General features: G+C 62.4%; 16 protein-coding genes. 5 read left to right on the forward strand and 11 right to left on the reverse strand.

Annotation, left to right across the window (positions count from 1 at the left end; all coding sequences use genetic code 11):
- Positions 1–56: 56 nt before the first annotated feature.
- Positions 57–2,300 carry a TonB-dependent receptor gene (locus tag D0550_RS20445; protein WP_116811045.1) on the reverse strand — a complete coding sequence of 748 codons (2,244 nt, stop codon included), beginning with the start codon at positions 2,298–2,300 and terminating at the stop codon, positions 57–59.
- A 210-nt stretch (positions 2,301–2,510) separates the two neighbouring features.
- Between D0550_RS20445 and D0550_RS20450 the strand changes: the two genes are divergently transcribed.
- Genes D0550_RS20450 through D0550_RS20460 form a run of 3 tightly spaced genes read left to right on the forward strand, consistent with a single transcriptional unit; the run spans position 2,511 to position 7,462 of the window.
- Positions 2,511–4,574, forward strand: a complete 2,064-nt coding sequence (locus D0550_RS20450; RefSeq protein WP_116811046.1) for a hydantoinase/oxoprolinase family protein — start codon at positions 2,511–2,513, stop codon at positions 4,572–4,574.
- The gene (locus D0550_RS20455; protein WP_116811047.1) at positions 4,574–6,244 is read left to right on the forward strand and encodes a hydantoinase B/oxoprolinase family protein; all 1,671 of its coding nucleotides are present in this window, start codon (positions 4,574–4,576) and stop codon (positions 6,242–6,244) included. The genes D0550_RS20450 and D0550_RS20455 overlap by 1 nt, the downstream gene beginning before the upstream one ends.
- Before the next feature lie 6 nt (positions 6,245–6,250).
- Positions 6,251–7,462: an MFS transporter gene (locus D0550_RS20460; protein WP_116811048.1), complete on the forward strand. Its 1,212-nt coding sequence runs from the start codon at positions 6,251–6,253 to the stop codon at positions 7,460–7,462.
- On the opposite strand, the gene D0550_RS20465 is transcribed toward D0550_RS20460, so the two are convergent.
- Together D0550_RS20465 and D0550_RS20470 are read right to left on the reverse strand one after the other, a co-directional pair.
- A complete protein-coding gene (locus D0550_RS20465; RefSeq protein WP_116811049.1) occupies positions 7,459–8,160 on the reverse strand; it encodes a GntR family transcriptional regulator in 702 nt (233 codons plus the stop codon). The two genes, D0550_RS20460 and D0550_RS20465, sit on opposite strands and share 4 nt — an antisense overlap.
- Positions 8,161–8,170: 10 nt before the next feature.
- Entirely contained in the window at positions 8,171–9,172 is a 1,002-nt protein-coding gene (locus D0550_RS20470) for a metal-dependent hydrolase family protein (RefSeq protein ID WP_206606430.1), read from the reverse strand.
- Positions 9,173–9,562: 390 nt separating this feature from the next.
- Between D0550_RS20470 and D0550_RS20475 the strand changes: the two genes are divergently transcribed.
- Positions 9,563–10,261 (forward strand): HAD hydrolase-like protein, encoded by a 699-nt coding sequence (locus tag D0550_RS20475; protein ID WP_206606431.1) that lies wholly within the window; start codon positions 9,563–9,565, stop codon positions 10,259–10,261.
- A gap of 4 nt (positions 10,262–10,265) precedes the next feature.
- Here the strand turns inward: D0550_RS20475 and D0550_RS20480 are convergent, their stop codons facing one another.
- The 8 genes from D0550_RS20480 to D0550_RS20515 form a co-directional block, all read right to left on the reverse strand.
- On the reverse strand, positions 10,266–10,568 hold the full coding sequence (locus tag D0550_RS20480; RefSeq protein WP_116811051.1) for a hypothetical protein: 303 nt from the start codon (positions 10,566–10,568) through the stop codon (positions 10,266–10,268).
- Positions 10,543–11,796 (reverse strand): TolC family protein, encoded by a 1,254-nt coding sequence (locus D0550_RS20485; RefSeq protein WP_153067247.1) that lies wholly within the window; start codon positions 11,794–11,796, stop codon positions 10,543–10,545. Before D0550_RS20485 ends, D0550_RS20480 begins: the two co-directional genes overlap by 26 nt.
- Positions 11,793–12,098: a DUF3240 family protein gene (locus D0550_RS20490; protein WP_116811053.1), complete on the reverse strand. Its 306-nt coding sequence runs from the start codon at positions 12,096–12,098 to the stop codon at positions 11,793–11,795. The genes D0550_RS20485 and D0550_RS20490 overlap by 4 nt, the downstream gene beginning before the upstream one ends.
- Positions 12,095–15,181, reverse strand: coding sequence for an efflux RND transporter permease subunit (locus tag D0550_RS20495; RefSeq protein WP_116811054.1), 3,087 nt, complete (start codon positions 15,179–15,181; stop codon positions 12,095–12,097). The genes D0550_RS20490 and D0550_RS20495 overlap by 4 nt, the downstream gene beginning before the upstream one ends.
- A gap of 7 nt (positions 15,182–15,188) precedes the next feature.
- The gene (locus D0550_RS20500) at positions 15,189–16,310 is read right to left on the reverse strand and encodes an efflux RND transporter periplasmic adaptor subunit (protein ID WP_116811123.1); all 1,122 of its coding nucleotides are present in this window, start codon (positions 16,308–16,310) and stop codon (positions 15,189–15,191) included.
- 89 nt (positions 16,311–16,399) lie between these two features.
- Complete coding sequence (locus tag D0550_RS20505; RefSeq protein WP_116811055.1) at positions 16,400–17,788, reverse strand: sensor histidine kinase; 1,389 nt, start codon at positions 17,786–17,788, stop codon at positions 16,400–16,402.
- Entirely contained in the window at positions 17,775–18,440 is a 666-nt protein-coding gene (locus D0550_RS20510) for a response regulator transcription factor (RefSeq protein ID WP_116811056.1), read from the reverse strand. The genes D0550_RS20505 and D0550_RS20510 overlap by 14 nt, the downstream gene beginning before the upstream one ends.
- A gap of 68 nt (positions 18,441–18,508) precedes the next feature.
- Entirely contained in the window at positions 18,509–18,877 is a 369-nt protein-coding gene (locus D0550_RS20515; protein ID WP_116811124.1) for a COG4315 family predicted lipoprotein, read from the reverse strand.
- Positions 18,878–19,294: 417 nt separating this feature from the next.
- Between D0550_RS20515 and rnk the strand changes: the two genes are divergently transcribed.
- Complete coding sequence (gene rnk, locus D0550_RS20520) at positions 19,295–19,708, forward strand: nucleoside diphosphate kinase regulator (protein WP_206606432.1); 414 nt, start codon at positions 19,295–19,297, stop codon at positions 19,706–19,708.
- The last annotated feature ends 14 nt before the right edge of the window (positions 19,709–19,722 follow it).

The following is a 19,722-nucleotide window of genomic DNA, read 5'->3' on the forward strand; positions in this document are numbered from 1 at the left end:
CGCGCCTGTTCCAGCGCAAGCTGCTCTTTCTGTGCCTCGATGCGTGTCTTTATTAATTAATATCTGAACGTGGCGCTGACGCCGTAGGTGCGCGGATCACCCAGGAAGTTCTGCGACGGGAAGATACCGCCGTAGTTGTCGTATGAGGTCGACACATACAACTTATCCGTGAGATTGCGTCCCCACAACGCGAACTCCCAGCGCTCGTCCGGGCTCGTGAAGCCAACACGCGCGTTGAGCAAGGCATACGAATCCTGCGAGCTCTGGCCACGATTGTTCACGGAGTAATACGTCTTGCCCCGGAACGAACCGTCGACCATCACATAGCTGCCGAATCCCATGTTCTCCGTCGGCAGGTCGTAACGCACGATCGCGCTGCCGGTTATTTCCGGCGCGTTGGCGAGACGATTGCCTTGATAGTCGGCCTGCACCTGCGGATTGATCTTGGTGATCTCCGTCTTCATGGCGTTCGCCGACAGACGCACCAGCAGCCGGTCGGTGGGCCGCGCGGTGAGATCCGCTTCCAAGCCGTAGACTTCAGCGTCGCCGGCGTTGTTCAGCACGATGACGTTGATGCCGCTGCGGATCTCGGTCACGAATGCCTGGAAGTCCTGGTAATCGTAGTAGTACAGCGCCGAGTTGAGCTGCAGCTTGCCGCCGAGCCAGCTGCTCTTCGCGCCCAGCTCGTAGGCGTACAGATTCTCGCCGACGAACGGGTCGAGCTCGGCCGGGTTGAACGCGATCGCGCTCTTGTAACCGCCGCTCTTGAAGCCCTTGCTGACGCTGGTGTAGAGCATCACGTCGTCGGTCAGATCGAAATCCAGACCGATCTTGCCGGTGACCACGTCTTCACGCAGCGTATCGTCGATGCCCGCCACGGGCGTGGGCAATCCCGCCGAGGTGCCGAACGGATTCGTATCCAGCGCGTCGTACTTGAAGGTTTTCTTTTCTTCGGTATAGCGAGCGCCACCGGTCAGACGCAAACGGTCGGTCAAGCGATACTGCACCTGACTGAACAACGCATACGACGTGGTCTTCTGCAGGGCGTCGATGCTGACGCGCGTCCGGAAGAAATGATCGTCCAGCGCCTGATGGATGTCCGAGCCGAGCTGGTCCCAGGAATAATAGGCGCCGACCATCCACGAGAACGGCCCGTCGCCGTTGGAGGCCAGACGCAGCTCCTGACTGAACGCCTCGATGTCGTCGTTGAACAATGAATCGAGCAGCACCAGGGCCGAGCCGTCGGAATCATCTCCCGAGGAACGCTTGAAATCGATGTAGCCGGTGACCGAGGTCAACGTCGCCATGCCCATGTCGTATTTGACGTTGAGCATCACATCGCGCGAGCTCGTGTCGGCGACGTGTCCGTACACCTCGCTCGCTTCGACCGTGCGGCGATCCGGCGTCGGATCGAAGTAACCCAGAGAGTTGACGCAGTTGCCTTCGTCGCGAATGCCCTGCAGGAAACCCGAGCAAGGACCACCGCCCGGCGCGTAGTAACCAACGTGCTCGCGTAGCTGTGTATCGGAGCGATCCTCGAGGATCGAAGCCTTCAACAACACTTCGAGATCGTCAGTCGGCGTCCACAGCGCCATCAGACGCGCGGCTTTCACATCTTTGTCGCCGATCTTCTCGCCCGTCAGCGCATTCGTTTGCCAGCCGCCGGACTGATCGGTGACCTTGCCTGCAAAGCGCAGAGCCAGGGTGTCGGTAATACCACCACCGATCGCACCTTCGATATCAGTACGCCCGAAGCGCCCGTAGGAGGCAGTTGCGTAAGCGTCGAACTGCTGACTCGGGGCTTTGCTGATGAAGTTGATCGCACCGCCCGTGGTATTACGGCCGTACAGCGTGCCCTGCGGACCTTTGAGCACTTCGATGCGCTCGAGGTCGAACACCGGGAAACCGAGCAGCGGGGTGAACGGCTGCACGATGTCATCCAGATACACGCCGACCGTCGGATTGTTGTTGGCGAACGTGTCGTTCAGGCCGATGCCGCGGATGGCAAATACCGGGTTCGCATCACCGCGCGAGCCCACGGCAAACACGCCAGGGGAAATCCCCGACAAATCGCTGGCTTTGGTGAGGTTGAGTTGTTGAGCCTGCTCTCCCGAGAGGGCTGTGATCGAAATCGGCACCTTCTGCAGCGTCTCGGCCCGACGTTGGGCTGTGACGACCACTTCTTCGACGCTGACTGCAGCGCTGTCCTGGGCCATCGCGGGAGCGGCGGCGCAGAACGACAGAACGCACAGACCAGTCAGACGACCGCGCGCGGATGGCGGCCTTTTATACGAATGCATGCGGAACCTCCCAAGCAGGCGATCGGGTTCGTCCGCGTCGGGCCGACTCACAGCCGGTTGGGCGACGCGTGGGCCGGGACCTTAGCAACAAAAAAACTTGGATACAATATCCTGGATCCCGTAAGCTCCGCCCAAGCGTGCAAAGACGACGGGGTCAACCCGTCGCAATTTCACGCCGGACCATGCCGACGCTTGGGGTAGGAGTGACTGATGGCTGATGAGAATCGAGTTTTCGTCGGAATCGACGTAGGCGGCACCTTTACCGACCTCGTTATGTTCGATCCGACATCCCACGCCTTGAAGACGGTCAAGGTGCCTTCCACGCCGCCGGAGTTCTGGCCTTCCGTGGTCGCCGCGCTCGAAGCAGCGGGCATCGAGAAGAAGCAGCCGGTGACCATCCTGCACGGCACGACCGTGCATCTGAACGCGTTCCTCGAGCGCAAGGGCGTGAAGACGGCGCTGATTACGACCGCGGGCTTTCGCGATATTTATGAGATGCGCCGGGGCAATCGACCCCGCCCCTACGACATCCATTTCAAGTACCCGACGCCGCTGGTGCCGCGCAAACATATCTTCGAGATCGAAGAGCGCACCGCCGCCGACGGCACCGTCATCAAGGCGCCGAATATCGCCGAGCTGAGCAAGATCGCCGAGCAGATTCGCGCCGCCGGCATTCAGAGCGTCGCCATTTGTTTCCTGCACAGCTATCGCAATCCCGAGAACGAGCGCATCGTCGAGGAAGCACTCAAACAATTGCTGCCCGATGTGTTCGTGTGCGCGTCTTTTCAGATCTGTCGCGAATGGCGCGAGTACGAGCGCACCAGCACCGCGATCATCAACGCGTACGTCTCGCCGATTCTCAAGCAATATCTCACTCGCCTGGAGAACGCGCTCGAGCAGTGGCCGGACAACCGTTTATTCCTGCTGCAATCGAACGGCGGCCTCATCAGCGCGCGTGAAGCGAAGGACAAAGGCATCCTCACATTGCTGTCCGGCCCGGTGGGCGGCAACGTCGCGGGCCGCATGCTGGCCGCGACCGGCGATCGCAATTTGATTTGTATCGACATGGGCGGCACGAGCTTCGAAGCAAGTCTCGTGGTCGAAGGCGCCTCGGCCATTCGTACCGAGCGCGAAGTCGGCGGCTTCCCCATTCTCGCGCCCCTCGTCGACATTCATACGATTGGCGCAGGCGGCGGCTCGCTCGCCTGGAGCGATGGCGGCTTGCTGCGCGTCGGCCCGCAGAGTGCAGGCGCCCGCCCCGGCCCTGCGGCTTACGGCAACGGCGGCACCGAACCCACGGTGACCGATGCCAACCTCGCACTCGGTCGCATTCGCGACGATGCCACGCTTGGCTCGGGTCTGAAGTTACATCGCGATCTGGCACGCGCTGCGGCCGCCCGCTTCGGCTCGACGCTCTCGCTCGAATGTGACTCCACGGCGCAAGGCATCCTCGATGTCATCAACGAGCAGATGGCGAACGCCATTCGCACGATCACCGTGCGTCGTGGCATCGACCCGCGCACTTTCTCGCTCGTGGCTTATGGTGGTGCCGGCCCGATGCATGCGGCGGAAATCGCGCGACTGCTCGGTATTCGCAAAGTGATCGTGCCGCAATCCGCTGGTGCCTTCTCGGCGTGGGGCATGCTGCAGTCGGATCTGATTCACGACCTGGCAGAAACCTCGGCCACGCAGCTCAACACCCTCGATTGGCAGCGCGTGCGCGAACAGTTCGCTCCGATGGAAGCTGAATTGAAGGCTCGCCTGCTCGGCGAAGGCGCCGCCGCCAAGGCAATCGCCTTCGAGCATGCGCTCGATATTCGCTACAGCGGTCAGGAATATGCGATCTCGGTGCCGCTCGACGGTTCCATTCTCGATCCGAAGGCGGATCCGGCGCGGAACTACTCGACCGTACGCGCGAAATTCGATGCGCTTTACGAAGCCACCTATGGTCACAGCAATCCGCAGGAGCTCGCCGAAGTCGCGACGCTGCGCCTGCGCGCGATCGGCAAGACCAGCCTCAATGCGACCGCGTTCGCCTCGGCGACTCGCATCGAAGAGGATCTCGGCTTCGCCACGCGCACTCGCACCGTTCTATTCGACGGAACGCCGCGCGAAACGCAGTTCATCGCGCGCCGTGACTTGAAGAAGGGAGAAATCGTCGCCGGTCCGCTGGTCGTCGAGGAAGCGACCTGCACGACCATCGTGCCGCCCGACTTCACTGCGACCATCGACGATCAAGACAATCTGGTCCTGGCCCTGCGGGAGAATGCGTAATGAGCCGCCGCAACGATCCAATCACCACCGAAGTCATTCGCAACGCCTACAACGCGATTGCAGATGACATGAGCGCCGTCATTTCGCGCAGCGCCTACTCTCCGATCATTTACGAAGCGCACGACTACGGCATCGCCATCTTCGACGCCAAAGCACGCATCCTCGGGCAGTACGCCGGCCTGCCGCTGTTCACCGGCGGACTCGATGCTGGTTTGAAAGAAACGATCAAGAAGTATGGCTTCGAGAACCTCAAAGACGGCGACGTCTTCACCATCAACGACACCTACATGACGGGCGGACACCTCAACGACGTCGATGTGATCGGCGTGGTTGCTACCGACGGCGTCATCGACGGCTTCCTGTGTCTGCGCGCACACTGGGCCGACATCGGCACGGCCGAGCCCGGCTTCCCAGTCAACAGCCGCAATATCTTCCAGGAAGGCATGCGCTGGGGCCCCACCAAGATCATGAGCGAAGGCAAGTGGGTGCAGGACGTAATCGATCTGCTCTGCATCAACAGCCGCGTGCCGAAGACGCTGATGGGCGATCTGAATGCGATGATCGCGTCGCTGCGACTCGGCGGCGATCGGCTGAAGTGGCTGAGCCAGCGCTTCGGTCGCGACACGCTTGACGAAGCGACCAACGCAATCTTCGAGGCCACCGACAGCAAGTTCCGCGCATTCATCTCGTCGATTCCCGATGGCGTCTATGTCGCCGAGGGCTGCTCCGACAATGACGGTGTCACCGACGATCCCGTGCAGGTGAAAGTCACCGTCACGATCAAGGGCGACCGCATGCAGGTCGACACCACCGGTTCGAGCAAGCAGCGTCCGGGAAATTTGAACACGGGCTTTCCCAACACGGTATCCGCCGTGCGCCTGGCGCTCGCCCTGCTCTATCCCGAGGCGGAGCCGGACATCAACGATGGCAGCTTCCGCGCCATCGATGTGATCTCCGAGCCGGGCTCGATCTTCCATGCGCAGGATCCGGCGCCGTGCATGCGACCGCATCCGGTCATGCTGCTGCTCGATCTGATCATCAAGGCGCTCGCGCCTGTGCTGCCTGAGCACGTGGCCGCGGGACTGCCGGGCGATTCCTGGAACGTCTTCATCATCGGTCAGCACCCGCAGACCGGCCGCACCTTCATGAGCGGCGAATCGCTCGATGGCGGCTGGGGCGCGTCGAGTCGCGGCGACGGTGTGAGCTGTGTGATTCATTCCGCCGCCGGCGACTTCCGAAACATTCCGGTGGAGACGCTCGAAAACCGCGTGCCGGTGCGAATCAACCGCATGCAGTTCGGCGTCGACAGCGGCGGTGCCGGCGAATTCCGAGGCGGCCAGAATCTGGTCAAGGAATATGAGCTGCTCACCGATGCGGGCATCACGCTGCACTTCGATCGCGCCAAGACGCCGCAGTGGGGTCTGTTTGGCGGACAGCACGGCGCCAAGCCCAAGGTGACGGTGGTCCGCGCCAATGAGACCGAAGGCGAAGTGATTCGCAAGGTCGAGCAGTTGCCGATGAAAGCCGGCGATCGCTTCATCGCCGAGACGGGCGGTGGCGGCGGCTTCGGCGATCCGCGCAAGCGCTCGCCGAAGTTGCTGCAGGAAGACATGCTCAACGGCAGCGTCAGCGAGCAAGCAGCCAAGTCTGTCTACCACAAACAGGCGTAGCGTCTCATGCCAGCACACGTCACCCCGAACAGCCCTGTCGAGCGACAGGATTTCTCACTGTTGCAGATGGCGGCGCTCGTGTTCGTCGTGTGCACTGGCTTCTCCTCGCAGATGGTCATGCCGTTGTGGATCGGCGCGATCATCGACGACTACGGCATGTCCCGCAGCGTCGCTGGCTCGATCGGCGCGGCGGAGATGGCGGTCGTCGCCATCGTGTCGTTTGCGCTGGCGATCCGCGTCCATCGCTTCAAGGCAAGGTCCACCGTTCTGGTGGGCCTTGTCTGTTTGATATGCGGCAACCTGCTCGCAGCCTTCATGAAAGATCCCGTCGCACTGACGGCCGCGCGCGTGCTGGTAGGCTGCGGCAAAGGTATCGTCGTCACGATTTCATTCAGCCTGGCAGCGGGCACGTCCCATCCGATTCGAGCCTTCGCGGTCCTCAATGCTTCATACGCGTTGTTCTCGACAGTGTTCTTCCTAGTGATGCCTGCGGTCATCGCGGCCGGCGGCGCCTCGGGCTGCTTCGCTGTTCTCTCGGCAGTGTCGGTCGTCAGCCTGCTGGCGATGACTCGCTATCCGGAGCGCCGCATGCAGGGCACAGACATGCACCGCATGAGCTTTCGGAACATTCAAGGCTACGGGCTGATCGCGTTTGTCGCGTTGATCGTGCTGTGGATCGGCCACAACGCCATCTGGACATTCGTCGAGCGCATCGGCTTGGGCCTGGACTTCACGGCCGCTCAGATCGGACAGGTGCTGTCCGTCGCCGCTTTCATCACCATTTGCGGACCGTCGCTGGCGCGAGTGATCGACACGCGCTTCGGTCATACGCAGCCGGTGCTCGCCGCGATCAGCTTGAAGGTCGTGATTACGTTGCTGCTGGTCTACACGACCTCGCAATGGATGTACGCCGCGCTCGTGCCCGCCTTCATGCTGCTGGCGTTGTTCATGTTGCCGTACTTCCAAGGGATTCTGTCGCTGGCAGATCCAGCGGGCCGGCTTGCCGCGGCGGCATCCGCCGCCATGACGATGGGTAGCTCGCTCGGCTCGCTGCTCGGCGGCTGGACGGCCGATACGTTCGACTACGAAGGCTTGGGATGGGTGGCGGCGACGAGCTTCGCAATCGTGATCGTGATGGTGGCGATGATCACGAGACGACTTGGGAGCCCGTCGACGCAGACAGCTCCCGTTCTTGAGACGCAGCGCGAAGCTGGCTAGCTTCGCGCAGCTCCAGACAGCGCCGCCTCATAGGTCGAGCGCACGTCGGTCTCGTTCCAGCTGATGTGGCTGCGAAGCGCGGCGATGGCCTCCTCGTTGCGCCCTGCCTCGAGCAGATCGAGCAGGTTCAGGTGCTCCTGATCGCTCTCTTGCTGAATCTCGGCGGACAGGTAGCGCTGCATCCTGAGGTATCGATCCGCCCGCATCAGCAGTTGATCGAGCACTTGCATGGTGAGCGGCAGATCCGCCACGGCGTAGAGCGTCTTGTGAAACTGAAAATTCAGCCGACCCCACTCATTGAGGTCCGAGCACGTACGTGACGCGACCACGAGCTCGCGAGCCTTCGCAATCACTGCCGGTGTGAGTTTCGGGATGGCCTGCTCGAGCAGAAACGGCTCGAGCATGCTGCGCAGCTTGTAGATCTCCTCCACTTCACGCAGCGACAAGTGAGGAATCAACGCGCCACGATACTGCTCGCGAACGACGAAGCCCTCCGCTTCCAGCAGCGCCAGTGCTTCGCGGATGGGAATGCGGCTGACGCCCAGCTCCTGCGCCAGGGCCTCCTGCCGCAGGAAATCACCCGCCTTGTATTGGCCGCTCAGGATTCTCTGGCGAACGATGCGAGCGACCTCCGCAGCAGTCGTGCTGCGTGCCAGCCGCGGGGCGCCCTTCAGGTCTGGAGAGCCTTCTCTTTCCATGGTGCATCTTTTAGTGGAGCTGGTTCTTGAAGAAACGGCCGTCCTTCATGATCGCCAGCAGCTCTTTGCCTTCGTCTTCCAACAGCTGCAGGTTGTCGAGCGGATTGCCGTTCACCACCAGCAGATCCGCGTACGCGCCAGGCGCGATACAACCGAGCTTGCCGGACTGGCCAAGGATAGCAGCATTGACGGCAGTGGCAGATTTCAAGATGTCCATCGGCGGCAGCACCTGCGCGCGCAGCCTGAACTCCTTCGACTGCGCCACGATCATCTCGCCCATCAGATCGGTGCCGAAGCCCATCTTCACGCCGGCGTCGCGACAGATCTCCAGCATGCGCGTGCCGGCCAGGGTGACCTCACGCAGCTTGGCCTTGATGTGCGAGGGCAAGCCATAAGTGTCGGAGTTCTCGAACGACTCCCAGTAGCAGATCAGCGTCGGCACCATGAAAGCGCCCTTCTCCGCCATCAGCTTTGCAGCCTCTTCATTGACGAAGTTGCCGTGCTCGATGGTCCGGACGCCGCTCTGAACGGCACGAATCGTGCTGTTCGCGGTATAGGAGTGCGCGGCGACGTACGTGCCTCGCGCGGCGGCCTCTTCGACCGCGATCCGGATTTCCTCGAGCGAGTATTGGGTGTGCTCGAGCTTGTCGTGCGGCGAGCCTACGCCGCCGGAGACCAGCAATTTGATGTGATCCGCACCTTTGCGCAGCTCTTCACGGACCGCATAGCGCACACCTTCGACACCGTCGGCGATCCTGCCCATGATGTCGAGCGCGCTCGTGCAGGCGCACGGCAGCTGATCATTGGTGATGTGACGATGATCGCCATGTCCGCCGGTCTGGCTCAACGCTCGACCCGACACGAACAGGCGCGGCCCGTCGACCAAACCGGTTTCGATCGCCCGTTTGATACCGTAATCGCCGCCGGCAACGTCGCGCACTGTCGTGAACCCACGACGCAGCATGCCGAGCACGCGAGGAATCGCATGCGCCATCATTAAAGTGTGCGGCATGCCCCGCGTCTTNTCTCCTGATTCAGGTGAATCGCGTACACATTGCGCAATTGATTTTGTCGATGAGGCCGGGCATGAAGCACTTTTGCCGCGCAAGTCGAACCGCTTGGCGTCCGCCATGCGGATCGGCTCCGTCGTCACCTCGCGAATCAGGTTGCCCTCGACCAGGACGTTGACCTTCTCTTTCGGCTCATCCGCAATGCCATCGATCAAAGTGCAGTTTTCAAAAATCAGCATGCCACCACTCGACACATATCTATGGGCACAAGCGCGTGCAGCCTGTCAGGCCACCCGCTCTGGGACCCACAGTGTGGCATCAACGTAGATTGGATACAATATCCACACATTGCGGACAGGGCAGGTACACCTCCCCCGAAACCCATTGCAACTGTGCCGACTGCGCCGCTAACTGCACTGGTGGTGGCCGCGCCATTCGGTAACAACAACATGACTTACAAGCTTGCTATTTTCGACTTCGACGGGACGCTGGCCGACTCGTTCGACTTCTTCGTCGCCTCTCACAACACCCTGGCCCGGCGTCATGGATTTGCCGAGCTCGACCCTGCACGCATCGACGAGTATCGCGGCCGGGAGCCGCGTGAGCTGATGCGTCAGCATGGCATCCCGATGTGGAAGCTGCCCTTCATCGCCCGAGACTTCATGAGCATGATGGCGCGCAACGGCGAAGGTATTCGCTTGTTCGACGGGATCGCCGAAGCGCTGCAATGCTTGTCCCTGAGCGGCGTCGATCTCGCCATCGTCACCTCGAATTCGCTCGAGAACGTCAGGCGCGTCATCGGCAAAGAGGTGATTCAACGGATTCGCCACATCGAATCGGGCGCTTCGATCTTCGGCAAACGCCGGCGGCTGGAACGTGTGCTGAAGACGTCCAACGTCTCCCGACAGCATGCCATCTACGTCGGCGACCAAGCGACGGACGCGCAAGCAGCGCAGGCCGCTGGGATCGCATTCGGTGCCGTGCGCTGGGGCTACGCCACGGCGGCAGTGCTCGATCAACGCTCACCGGCGATGACGTTCGGCTGCGTGTCCGACCTGCAACTCATCGCGAAGGGACGCGGCGCTCACTAACGCGTCAGGTCGTCTCCGATGCAGCCGGCGCATAGCGGGTGCCATCCGGTTGCCAGCCCAGCTTGCTCAGACACTGCGACACACGCAGGCTGGTCGGCGGCAGATTCATTCGCTGATTGAGCCGCCCCGGCTGCAGCCTTCTGCATTTGCGGAGGCTGGCTTCGAAACTCTGCTCGGCCTCCACCTCCGGTTGATCTGACACCGCGGCCTGACTGGACGCACATCCGCTCACCGCAAGGACTGCCGCCAACGTGCAAGCACGCAGCACCCGCATGGGCGAGTTATTCAGTCTCTTCGCCGTGGCCATGCGCTGGATGCCACAGATCATGGCTATCGATGCGCACGCGCAGTTGCGCTTCATGCGCCGAGGCCCGGGCACCCAGCTCCTGATAGGCCATCTCGCGAGCACGCCGCGCCGCCAGCAGACGCTCCGCCAGTCCGGTCTCACCCAACTCCCAGGCGCGATGAGTCCTATTCGCCGCCGCTCGCATGGCTTCGTGCGCCTCGTGCTGAGCTCGCCACTGGTTCAAAGCGTCGGTGGCGAGCACAACTTTCAGGTGCGCATCCTTCGCCAGCACGCGCCGGGTGACTTCGACATCGCGCAGACGAGCACGCGCTTGTGCGCGCTCCGCACTGGCCAGCTCGCGCCGGTAACGTCCCGGCAGAGGCATGCTGAAGACGAGACCGACGGCGCGCTCCTCGCCATCGCGCTCGTTGAAGAAACGAACCCCGAGCGATGGATCCGGGATGCGATCTGCCCAGGCACGCTTGGCCGTAGCATCCTGACGGGCCGCTTCATTCTCAGCGACCTTGACCTCGTAGTTATCGTTGATGATGCGCGCCTCCCACTCCGCCTCGGTCCCCGGCAACGCCTGCGGATCAGGTAAGGACGGCGCGCGAGCCGGCAATGCGATCTGAGGAAAGTCAGTGTTCAATGCATGCCTTGCCGCAGACAGGAGAGTTGCCGTGCTGACTGCCGTGGCCCGAGCATGAGCAAGCTCGGCGGTGATTAAGTCCAGATCCAACTGCGCGGCATCACCGATCTCCACCCGGCGCACCAACGAAGCGTGCTCCGTCTGCAATGATTGCAGCTGCGCCCGCGCCTCTTCATCGGTTGATGTGGCACGCAGCCATTGCATCCACAGCTCGAGCAGACGAACCGCCGCTTCATGCGCGGTGTCGTTGCGTTCGAGCGTAGCTATTGCGCGCGAGCGAGCGCCGATCTCCCGATCGAGCGGCGCCTTGCCTGGCAAGCGGAAATTCCGCCCCACCTGCGCCTCGAGCTCATCCATCGACTGCCCTGCGTTGGTACGTCGACGCTGCGGTATGAGCGTGGCTTCCAACTCATAACTGCCGAGCGCAAGCGCGCGAGCTTGAGCATCGACTGCAGTAGCCCGCTCGTCCGCCGCGAGCACTTCGGCCTGCTGTGTTATCGCCTCCATCACAACGTCCAAAGGCGGCAGGTAACTCTGCGCCGATATCGTTTGCGACACGCCCAGCAAACAAATCATCGAAATCGTCGCCCGCAACATCACGCGAGTCTCCCGCGTTCCAGCACCGCCTCGGTCCACCACACCACATCTTGCGAACGGACCCGCCCGCGAATCGTCTCGATCAGCGGCTGCAAGGCCGCGGATTCCAGCACGATCCAAACGATGCGACGATCGATGCTGCCGCGCACCTGCTCGGCCGTCGATGCATGCGGAAAGTCGCTGCCGTGTCCTTGCGCGTGCATGAGAGTAAACCCCGGCGCTTGGGGCGCCGTAATCAATGTTTCGAGCAGCGCCTCCTCGATGGACGGCGGAAACACCAGAGTCAGTCGAACGAACGCGGTCATGCTGCCGATTCCAAAGCAGAGGGGCGTGCCAGGCCGAAGCGTCGATACAGCACGGGCAACAGCAACAACGTAAGCGCGGTGGAGCTCACCAGACCGCCGATGACGACGATGGCCAACGGACGTTGAATTTCCGAACCCGGGCCGGTGGCAAGCAGCAGCGGCACCAGGCCGAGTGCCGCGATGGTCGCGGTCATGAGCACGGGGCGTAAGCGGCGCTGCGCACCTTCACGCACGACGGTTTCGATATTCGCCCCGACGCCATGCAGGTGATTGAAATGCGACACCAGCACCAGACCGTTGAGCACCGCGATGCCAAGCAAGGCGATGAAGCCCACCGAGGCCGGCACCGACACATATTCGCCGGACAACCACAACGCGACGATGCCGCCGACCAGCGCGAACGGAACGTTGCCCAGAATCAGCAACGCCTGGCGTGCCGAGCCGAACGTCGTGAACAGCACGACGAAGATCAGACCGATGGCCACTGGAACGACCAGCCCGAGCCTCGCAGCGGCGCGCTGCTGATTCTCGAATTGACCGCCCCACTCCAGTCGATACGACGCAGGCATGGGCACATCGCGAGCAATCGCGGCACGCGCTTCTTCGACAAAGCCGACCAGATCGCGCCCGCCGACGTTTGCCTGCACGACGGCGAAGCGAGAGCCGTTCTCACGATTCACTCTCACTGGGCCGGATGCGGCTTCGATGTTTGCAATCGACGCCAGCGGCACCTCGCCTTCATCGCCGCGAGCCAATCTCAGATCGTTGAAGCGCTGCACTGAATCGCGCACGCCATCGCCACCGCGCACCAGAATCGGAATGCGTCGATCGGGCTGGATTACCGTGCCCGCCGGGACGCCTTCGATCTGCGCACGCAACTCATCCTGGACGTCTGCGACAGCCAGGCCAGCGCGACCTGCAGCTTGTGGATTGATGACGACGCGCAGATAAGCGACACCATCGGTCGTCTGCGTGAGAATGTCTTGCGCTCCCTGCACCTTGGCGAGGGCGTCGGAGATCTGTTGCGCCAGTTGACCCAACTGCTCCAGATCCGGACCGAAGATCTTGATCGCCAGATCGCCGCGACTGCCGGTGAGCATCTCGGAGATACGCATTTCGATGGGCTGAGTGAAACCGAAGTCGACGCCAGGAAACTGCGACATCACCGCCCGCAGCTGCTCGGCCAACCACTCCTTGTCCGGCACGCGCCATTCGTTCTTCGGCGCGAGCACCATGAACACGTCCGTTTCGTTGAGGCCCATGGGATCCAGGCCCAGCTCATCCGAGCCGGTGCGTGCCACGAGCCGTCGAACTTCCGGCACCTGCTGCAGAATGGCGCGCTCCATGCTCACGTCCATATCCAGCGAGCGCTGCAAGTTGATGGTGGGCGCTTTCTGCGTCTGAATCAGCAGATCGCCCTCGTCCATCGTGGGCATGAAGGTCTTGCCGGTCGCCAGGTACGCGATGACTCCGAGCACCAACGTGATACCCGCGCCCACGAACACGCGCGAGGGATTGTTGAGTGCCTTATCCAGCAACGGCGCATACAGCCGCGACAGATGGCGCATGAGGAACGGCTCGTGATGCGCGTGCTCTTTGAGCAACATCGATGACAACACGGGCACCAGCGTCAGCGACAACAGCAACGACGCTCCCAGCGCGAACACGATCGTGAGCGCGACCGGCGCGAACAACTTGCCTTCCAGGCCCTCCAGCGTCAGCAGCGGCAGGAAGGTGAGACAGATGATCAGAATGCCGGATGCCACGGGCGTTGCGACCTCACGAGCGGCAGCGAACACTCGATGCAATCTCGGCAAATGAGAGCCCTGAGCATTGGGATCGAGCCGGCTCACGGTGTTCTCGACGACGACCACCGCGGCATCGACCAGCATGCCGACCGCGATGGCGAGACCGCCGAGACTCATCAGATTGGCGCTTTGCCCGGTGATGTGCATCAACAGGAAGGTGCTCAACGCCGCGAAAGGCAGCATCAATGCAACCACCAGTGCGGCGCGCATCTCGCCCAGGAACAACAGCAGCAACACCACGACCAGCACCGTTGCTTCGAGCAACGCGCTTTGCACCGTTCCCACCGCGCGCTGAATCAATGAGCTGCGATCGTAGAACGTCGATATCGTCACGCCGGGCGGCAACGTAGGCTGGAGCTCATCGAGCTTGGCGCGAATGCCGTTCACGAGCTGCGAAGCATCGGCGCCACGCAAGGCAACGACGATGCCCTGCACCGCCTCCCCTTTGCCATCTTGAGTGACTGCGCCATAGCGCGTGAGTGAGTCGACGCGGACTTCGGCAACGTCACCGATTCGTACCGGCGCGACGCCGGAGCGAATGACGATTGCCTTGAGATCCTCCAGGGAACGGATCGCCCCTTCGGCGCGCACGATCAATGTTTCTTCGCCTGCGCCGATACGGCCCGCGCCGTCATTGCGGTTGTTACGCGTTACCGCTTCGACCACGTCGCTGAACAGCACATTGTTGGCATTCAGGCGTGCGCGATCGGGCACGACGACGAAACTGCCCACGTGGCCGCCGAGCACGTTCACATCGGCCACGCCGGGGATCGTGCGCAGCGCGGGCCGCAAGGTCCAATCGAGCAAGGTGCGTCGCTCGGTCAGCGACAAGCCCTCGCCTTCGACAGTGAACATGAAGACATCGGAGAGCGGCGTGGAAATCGGTGCCAGACCGCCGCTCACATCGTCGGGCAAGCTGTCGGCGGCGTTGGCGAAGCGCTCGGCCACCTGCTGACGCGCCCAATAGATATCGGTGCCTTCTTCGAAATCGAGCGTCAGGTCGGCGATGGCGTATTTGGCCATCGAGCGCAGCATCACGCCGCGCGGCACGCCGAGCAGCTCCATCTCCAATGGCGCCACGACGCGAGTCTCGATCTCCTCCGGCGTCATGCCCGGCGCCTTCAGAATCAATTTGACCTGCGTCGGCGAAATATCCGGATACGCATCGATGGGCAGACGCAGGAAGGCCATGATGCCGGCCGCGGCGATGCCCACTGCCGCCAGCAGCACCAGCATGCGCTGACGCAGCGAGAATTCAATCAATCGTGCGAGCATGATGCGCTCACTCCGCCGCGAGCAGTGACTTCAGCGCGCTCGCACCTCGGACCACGACCTGGTCCCCGGCGCGAACGTCACCACGCACGATGGCTTGTTCGTGGTCGCCGCCCAATCGCTCGACGCGCACCGCCCGGTATGTTTCTCCAGTCAGCACGTAGAGCACGTGTCCGTTGCCCTCGGTGATCAGCGACGTGGTCGGCACGCCGATCGAATCCGGCGGGGCCGGCGCCAGCAATGTCAGTTCCAGATGTTGGCCGGCAATCAGGCCGCGATCGTCATCGGCACGCGCCCGCACGCGCAATCGTTGACTGGCGCGATCTGTATCGGCACCGACAGCGACCACACTGCCAGAGCTGCCGTCCGGTAAGCGCACTTGCATACCGGGTGCGACCCGCGATCGCGAGCTGACCGACACGCTGAAGATGAGATCGAGACTGCCCGGCGCCGCTACTGCATAGGTTTCTTCGAGCGCGACGATCGCCTGACCGGGGACCACCATCCGACGCAGCACTTGACCCGCAATCGGCGCCAGCAACTCATATTCACCCGGCACCCCACCGGACACGATGCGTAAGCCGGACACCGCCCCTTCTGCTTGCTCGCGAGCTGCTTGCGCGGCGGCCGCGCGAGCGCGACTCTCTTCATTACGCGAGGCGGCAATGATTCCTTCTTTCAGCAGCAGTTCGTTACGTTCGGCCTGCTGTAACGCTGCGATCGCCTCGCTGCGCGCCCGAACCAAATCGGCCTGCGCACTCAGCAACTCACGGCTTTGAATGCGTACCAGTGCATCGCCCTTCGCGACCACATCGCCTTCATCACGCAGAATGCGCGTCACGACTCCGGCGTAGGGCGCCGCTATCCGTGCGCTCGAATGCAATGGGGGCGCGACTTCGGCCGGCAAGCCGCTGATAGGCATGGAGGTCACCGCCACCGCCGCTTCGGTTTGCAAACCGAGCGCGCCGGTCTGCGCCGAATCCAGCGTCACACCGCCATTGGCAGCGACGACAGCTTCAGAAGCCGCGGTAGTCTGTGGTGCATGCTCGCGAGCGAACGCAAACCAGCCGCCCAGAGCCACGATCGCAATGACAATGATCGGCCCCGCGGGCCGAGACGGTAGACGAAGCATCGGCGAACAATCCATCCATCGTGGCGAAGCATGGCAGCATGCCCGATGAAGCTTTGCTCAAGCTTTGGACGCTTTGCCCCTGGAAGGAGTCATAACGCGGGAAACGGACCGAGCGTCACAAACAGACGCGCGTCGCGCAGCTCGAATGCCAGTTGCAACTCGAGCGACCGCGCCAATGCCAACGCCAGCGCGAGCCCCAGGCCAGCATGCTGTGCCGTGCCGCCCTCGTGCGGTTTGCGCCAGAAGCGCGTGCCGAGATGCACCAGGTCCTCTCGAGTCAGTTGTGGCGCCTCGTTGTCGATGCAAACGACATACGCGCGGTGTTCGGCGTGCTCGGTTTGGGTGATCGAACAGTTCACCGAACCGCCGGCCGGCGCATAGTCGACCGCATTCTGCAGCAGATTGGTGAGAATGCGCTCAAGGATGCCGACATCGCTTTTAATCCAGACTTCCGCCGGCGCGTGCATAGTCAGCCCGATCCGGTTGGCCTCGGCCGAACGACGCATGGTTTCGATTTGAATCGCAGCGAGCCCGGTCAGATCCAAGGGATCCAACGCCGGTGACTCCTGACCCGACTCGAATCTCGCGAGCGCCAGCAGCGTGTCCACGCTTCGCTGCATGCGTTCCGTCGCCGCAATCGCGGTGATCAGACCGCTGCGCAGGGCCGCACTGTCGCCATCATTTAACGCTACCTCTGCGGTCAGGCGCGTCTCGGCCAATGGCGTGCGTAGCTCATGAGCAATATCGCGCGAAAAGCGGCGCTCGCGCTGAATCGCACCGTAGAGCTTCGCGATACCGACATTGAATGCAGCCGCGAACGGCGCGAGCTCAGCGGGCAAATGCTCGCCAACGCGCTCCGGCGGCTTTTCGGTGTCCATGGTCGCGATCCGGGCGCCTTGCTCCAGGAGCGGCGCAAATGCGTTCCGCACGACCCACTGCACGAGCAGCAAGACCACGATGATCGTGACCGCGATGCCTACGAGCAGCACGGAATGAATGCCGCCTTCTGCGTTCTTCCATGCTTCGCGTTCCGTGGCCACGACCAACAGGCGGCCGATATCGTTGTCTTCCAATGCCACGGCCAGCGCGCGGCCCTTATGACCGTCCGGCGTGAGCACGTTGTAGTAGATGGGGTGTACGGGATTGCGCCCTGGCGCGGCGACGGCCACCCCGCGACTGTTGGTCGACGCGATCACCATGCGAGCATCGGCGTCGTAAACAGTGAAAAACTCGGTGTGTCCGGGGAAATCGTAATGAGGCAAGAGGCGGCGGAGCGTTTCGGGATCGCTGTGGCTCAGCGCGTAAGCCACGCTGCGCGCCTCATTCGCCAGCACCGTGTCCAGATGATCGTGCGCTCCGGCGTCGACCAGGTAATCCATCGATACGAACAGCAGCGCCAGCACCGCCCCCAGCGCAACCGTCAGTCGGACGGTGAGACGGCGGCGGATCGACCAGAGATTCGATTCAGGCGATGACATACCCGAATCCGCGGCGCGTCTGCACGGGATCGCCCGCACCGGCCTTGGTGAGCTTGGCGCGCAGAGTGCTCATGATGACTTCCACGGCCTTGTCGGAGGAATTGGTCGCGCTCGCATACAGCTTCTCGAAAATCTGCGTCCGCGACATCACTCGCCCGCGTGAGCGCAATAATAATTCCAATAAGGCAAATTCCTTGGGAGTAAGTTGCAAATCCTCGCCCTGCCAGCGCGCCACCCGCGAAAGAATTTCCAGGTGCAGCTCGCCGTGCGTCAGCACGGGTCGGGGATCATCGGTCGGGCGACGACTCAAGGCGCGCAGTCGGGCCAGCAACTCATCCAGCGCGAAGGGTTTGACCAGGTAATCGTTGGCCCCCGCATCCAGCGCCGCGACCCGGTCCGCGACCTGATCCCGAGCCGACAACACCAGCACCCAGGTCGGAAAGCTGCGTTGCCGGATCGCCCGCAGCACTGCGAATCCGTCCAGTTGCGGCAGCATCAGGTCCAGCACCACCAGGTCGTATTCGTAGACCTCGATGAACCGCAGCGCCGCCTCGCCGTCGCCGGCGTGATCGCAGATATAACCTTCGCGCGTCAGGCTTTTCAGCAATGCGGCGCTAAGCGGAGCGGAATCTTCGACAACGAGCAGGCGCATGACCGGGCACAGAGCTTCAATCGACGAACGGAATGAATTCTACGTCGGCACGCCTGCTCGGCGCGCAATCACAGCGATATCAAGCGCCACTTACCCTCGACGCCGTCGCCTTTGGTTTCACCCGGCGCGTCCTTCGAGTACGTGTACACGGGTTTGCCGCGATAGGTCCACTGCCGGGCAGTGCCGCGCGGGATCGTTTTCCAGTCGCCAACCACTGCAGATGCTCCGATCGATGCGAGCACTGGCGGCCAGATGACGGCGCAGGTGCCTGAGCAATGCGGCCGGCCATCGACATCCAAGTCATATTGATACAGCGCCATGCCATTTTGATCTCGCAACACATAGCTGCCGCGATCCTCGAAGACGCTGATATCTCCAGGCGTGACCGGTGGTAATGAAGGTGCTTTACCCTGCGAGCCAGCCCCACGATCACTCATTATGTTCTCCAACTATCGACTTTACGGAACCAGCGCTTTCGCAGGCAAAACCCTGCGATGCCGTGGGTTAGCGTACCCGTGAATGTGCATGGCGTCACCCACGGCCGCCGGCGGCGCCCCCGGCCCTTGACTCCTGGCGATAAAAACCTATCCTCCCCCCATGGTTATATTTACGCATTCCCTCGGCCACAGACATGGTGGCGAGCATCTGATCCAGGGCTCATCGCCCCGGGTGTAGCGCTTTCTCTCGCGCGCTGTGCCCGGGGCGTCCGTCCGGGGCACAGCTACACTGGCCGGTCTCCAACCAGGTAGTCCCCTTCACGTCGTTTCTTCATCGCCGGCTTCCCGTTCGCCCTCGCGCCTGACGGGAGTCCAGCAGCGAAATTCCTGAGCGGACCCACTCATTACGGTGACCAGATGAATACGTGCGACTTGCCACCTATTTCGATCCCCGCCGGCGACTACCAACGCTTGACCGCGCTGGTCGATGCCGCTGAGCGCACTCCCACGCCGGTGCTCGATTATCTCTCTCAGGAGCTGAGTCGCGCCGAAGTTGTGGCCGATGAAGCATGCTCGCCCCACGTGGTGCGCATCGGCTCGCTCGTTTCTTATCGCGATGGCGTCAACGGACGTTATCGAACAGTGCGACTGGTCTGGCCGCTCGAGGCAGACGTAGCTCGCGATCGCATCTCCGTACTTTCGCCGGTCGGTGCAGCACTGCTGGGCCTGAGCCCGGGGCAGTCCATCGAGTGGCCGCGCCCGGTGGGCGAGCCCCGAATGTTGACGGTGCTCACCGTGTACGGCAGCGACATGCCCGATCCCGCAGCCTGACTTCGACCCATTGC

The sequence above is a fragment of the Steroidobacter cummioxidans genome, assembly GCF_003104955.1.

Excerpts from the sequence above, each read along its gene's own strand:
- D0550_RS20445 (WP_116811045.1), bottom strand. The coding sequence starts at position 2,300 with ATGCATTCGTATAAAAGGCCGCCATCCGCGCGCGGTCGTCTGACTGGT.
- D0550_RS20450 (WP_116811046.1), top strand. The coding sequence starts at position 2,511 with ATGGCTGATGAGAATCGAGTTTTCGTCGGAATCGACGTAGGCGGCACC.
- D0550_RS20455 (WP_116811047.1), top strand. The coding sequence starts at position 4,574 with ATGAGCCGCCGCAACGATCCAATCACCACCGAAGTCATTCGCAACGCC.
- D0550_RS20460 (WP_116811048.1), top strand. The coding sequence starts at position 6,251 with ATGCCAGCACACGTCACCCCGAACAGCCCTGTCGAGCGACAGGATTTC.
- D0550_RS20465 (WP_116811049.1), bottom strand. The coding sequence starts at position 8,160 with ATGGAAAGAGAAGGCTCTCCAGACCTGAAGGGCGCCCCGCGGCTGGCA.
- D0550_RS20470 (WP_206606430.1), bottom strand. The coding sequence starts at position 9,172 with ATGCCGCACACTTTAATGATGGCGCATGCGATTCCTCGCGTGCTCGGC.
- D0550_RS20480 (WP_116811051.1), bottom strand. The coding sequence starts at position 10,568 with ATGGCCACGGCGAAGAGACTGAATAACTCGCCCATGCGGGTGCTGCGT.
- D0550_RS20490 (WP_116811053.1), bottom strand. The coding sequence starts at position 12,098 with ATGACCGCGTTCGTTCGACTGACTCTGGTGTTTCCGCCGTCCATCGAG.
- D0550_RS20495 (WP_116811054.1), bottom strand. The coding sequence starts at position 15,181 with ATGCTCGCACGATTGATTGAATTCTCGCTGCGTCAGCGCATGCTGGTG.
- D0550_RS20500 (WP_116811123.1), bottom strand. The coding sequence starts at position 16,310 with ATGCTTCGTCTACCGTCTCGGCCCGCGGGGCCGATCATTGTCATTGCG.
- D0550_RS20505 (WP_116811055.1), bottom strand. The coding sequence starts at position 17,788 with ATGTCATCGCCTGAATCGAATCTCTGGTCGATCCGCCGCCGTCTCACC.
- D0550_RS20510 (WP_116811056.1), bottom strand. The coding sequence starts at position 18,440 with ATGCGCCTGCTCGTTGTCGAAGATTCCGCTCCGCTTAGCGCCGCATTG.
- D0550_RS20515 (WP_116811124.1), bottom strand. The coding sequence starts at position 18,877 with ATGAGTGATCGTGGGGCTGGCTCGCAGGGTAAAGCACCTTCATTACCA.
- rnk (WP_206606432.1), top strand. The coding sequence starts at position 19,295 with ATGAATACGTGCGACTTGCCACCTATTTCGATCCCCGCCGGCGACTAC.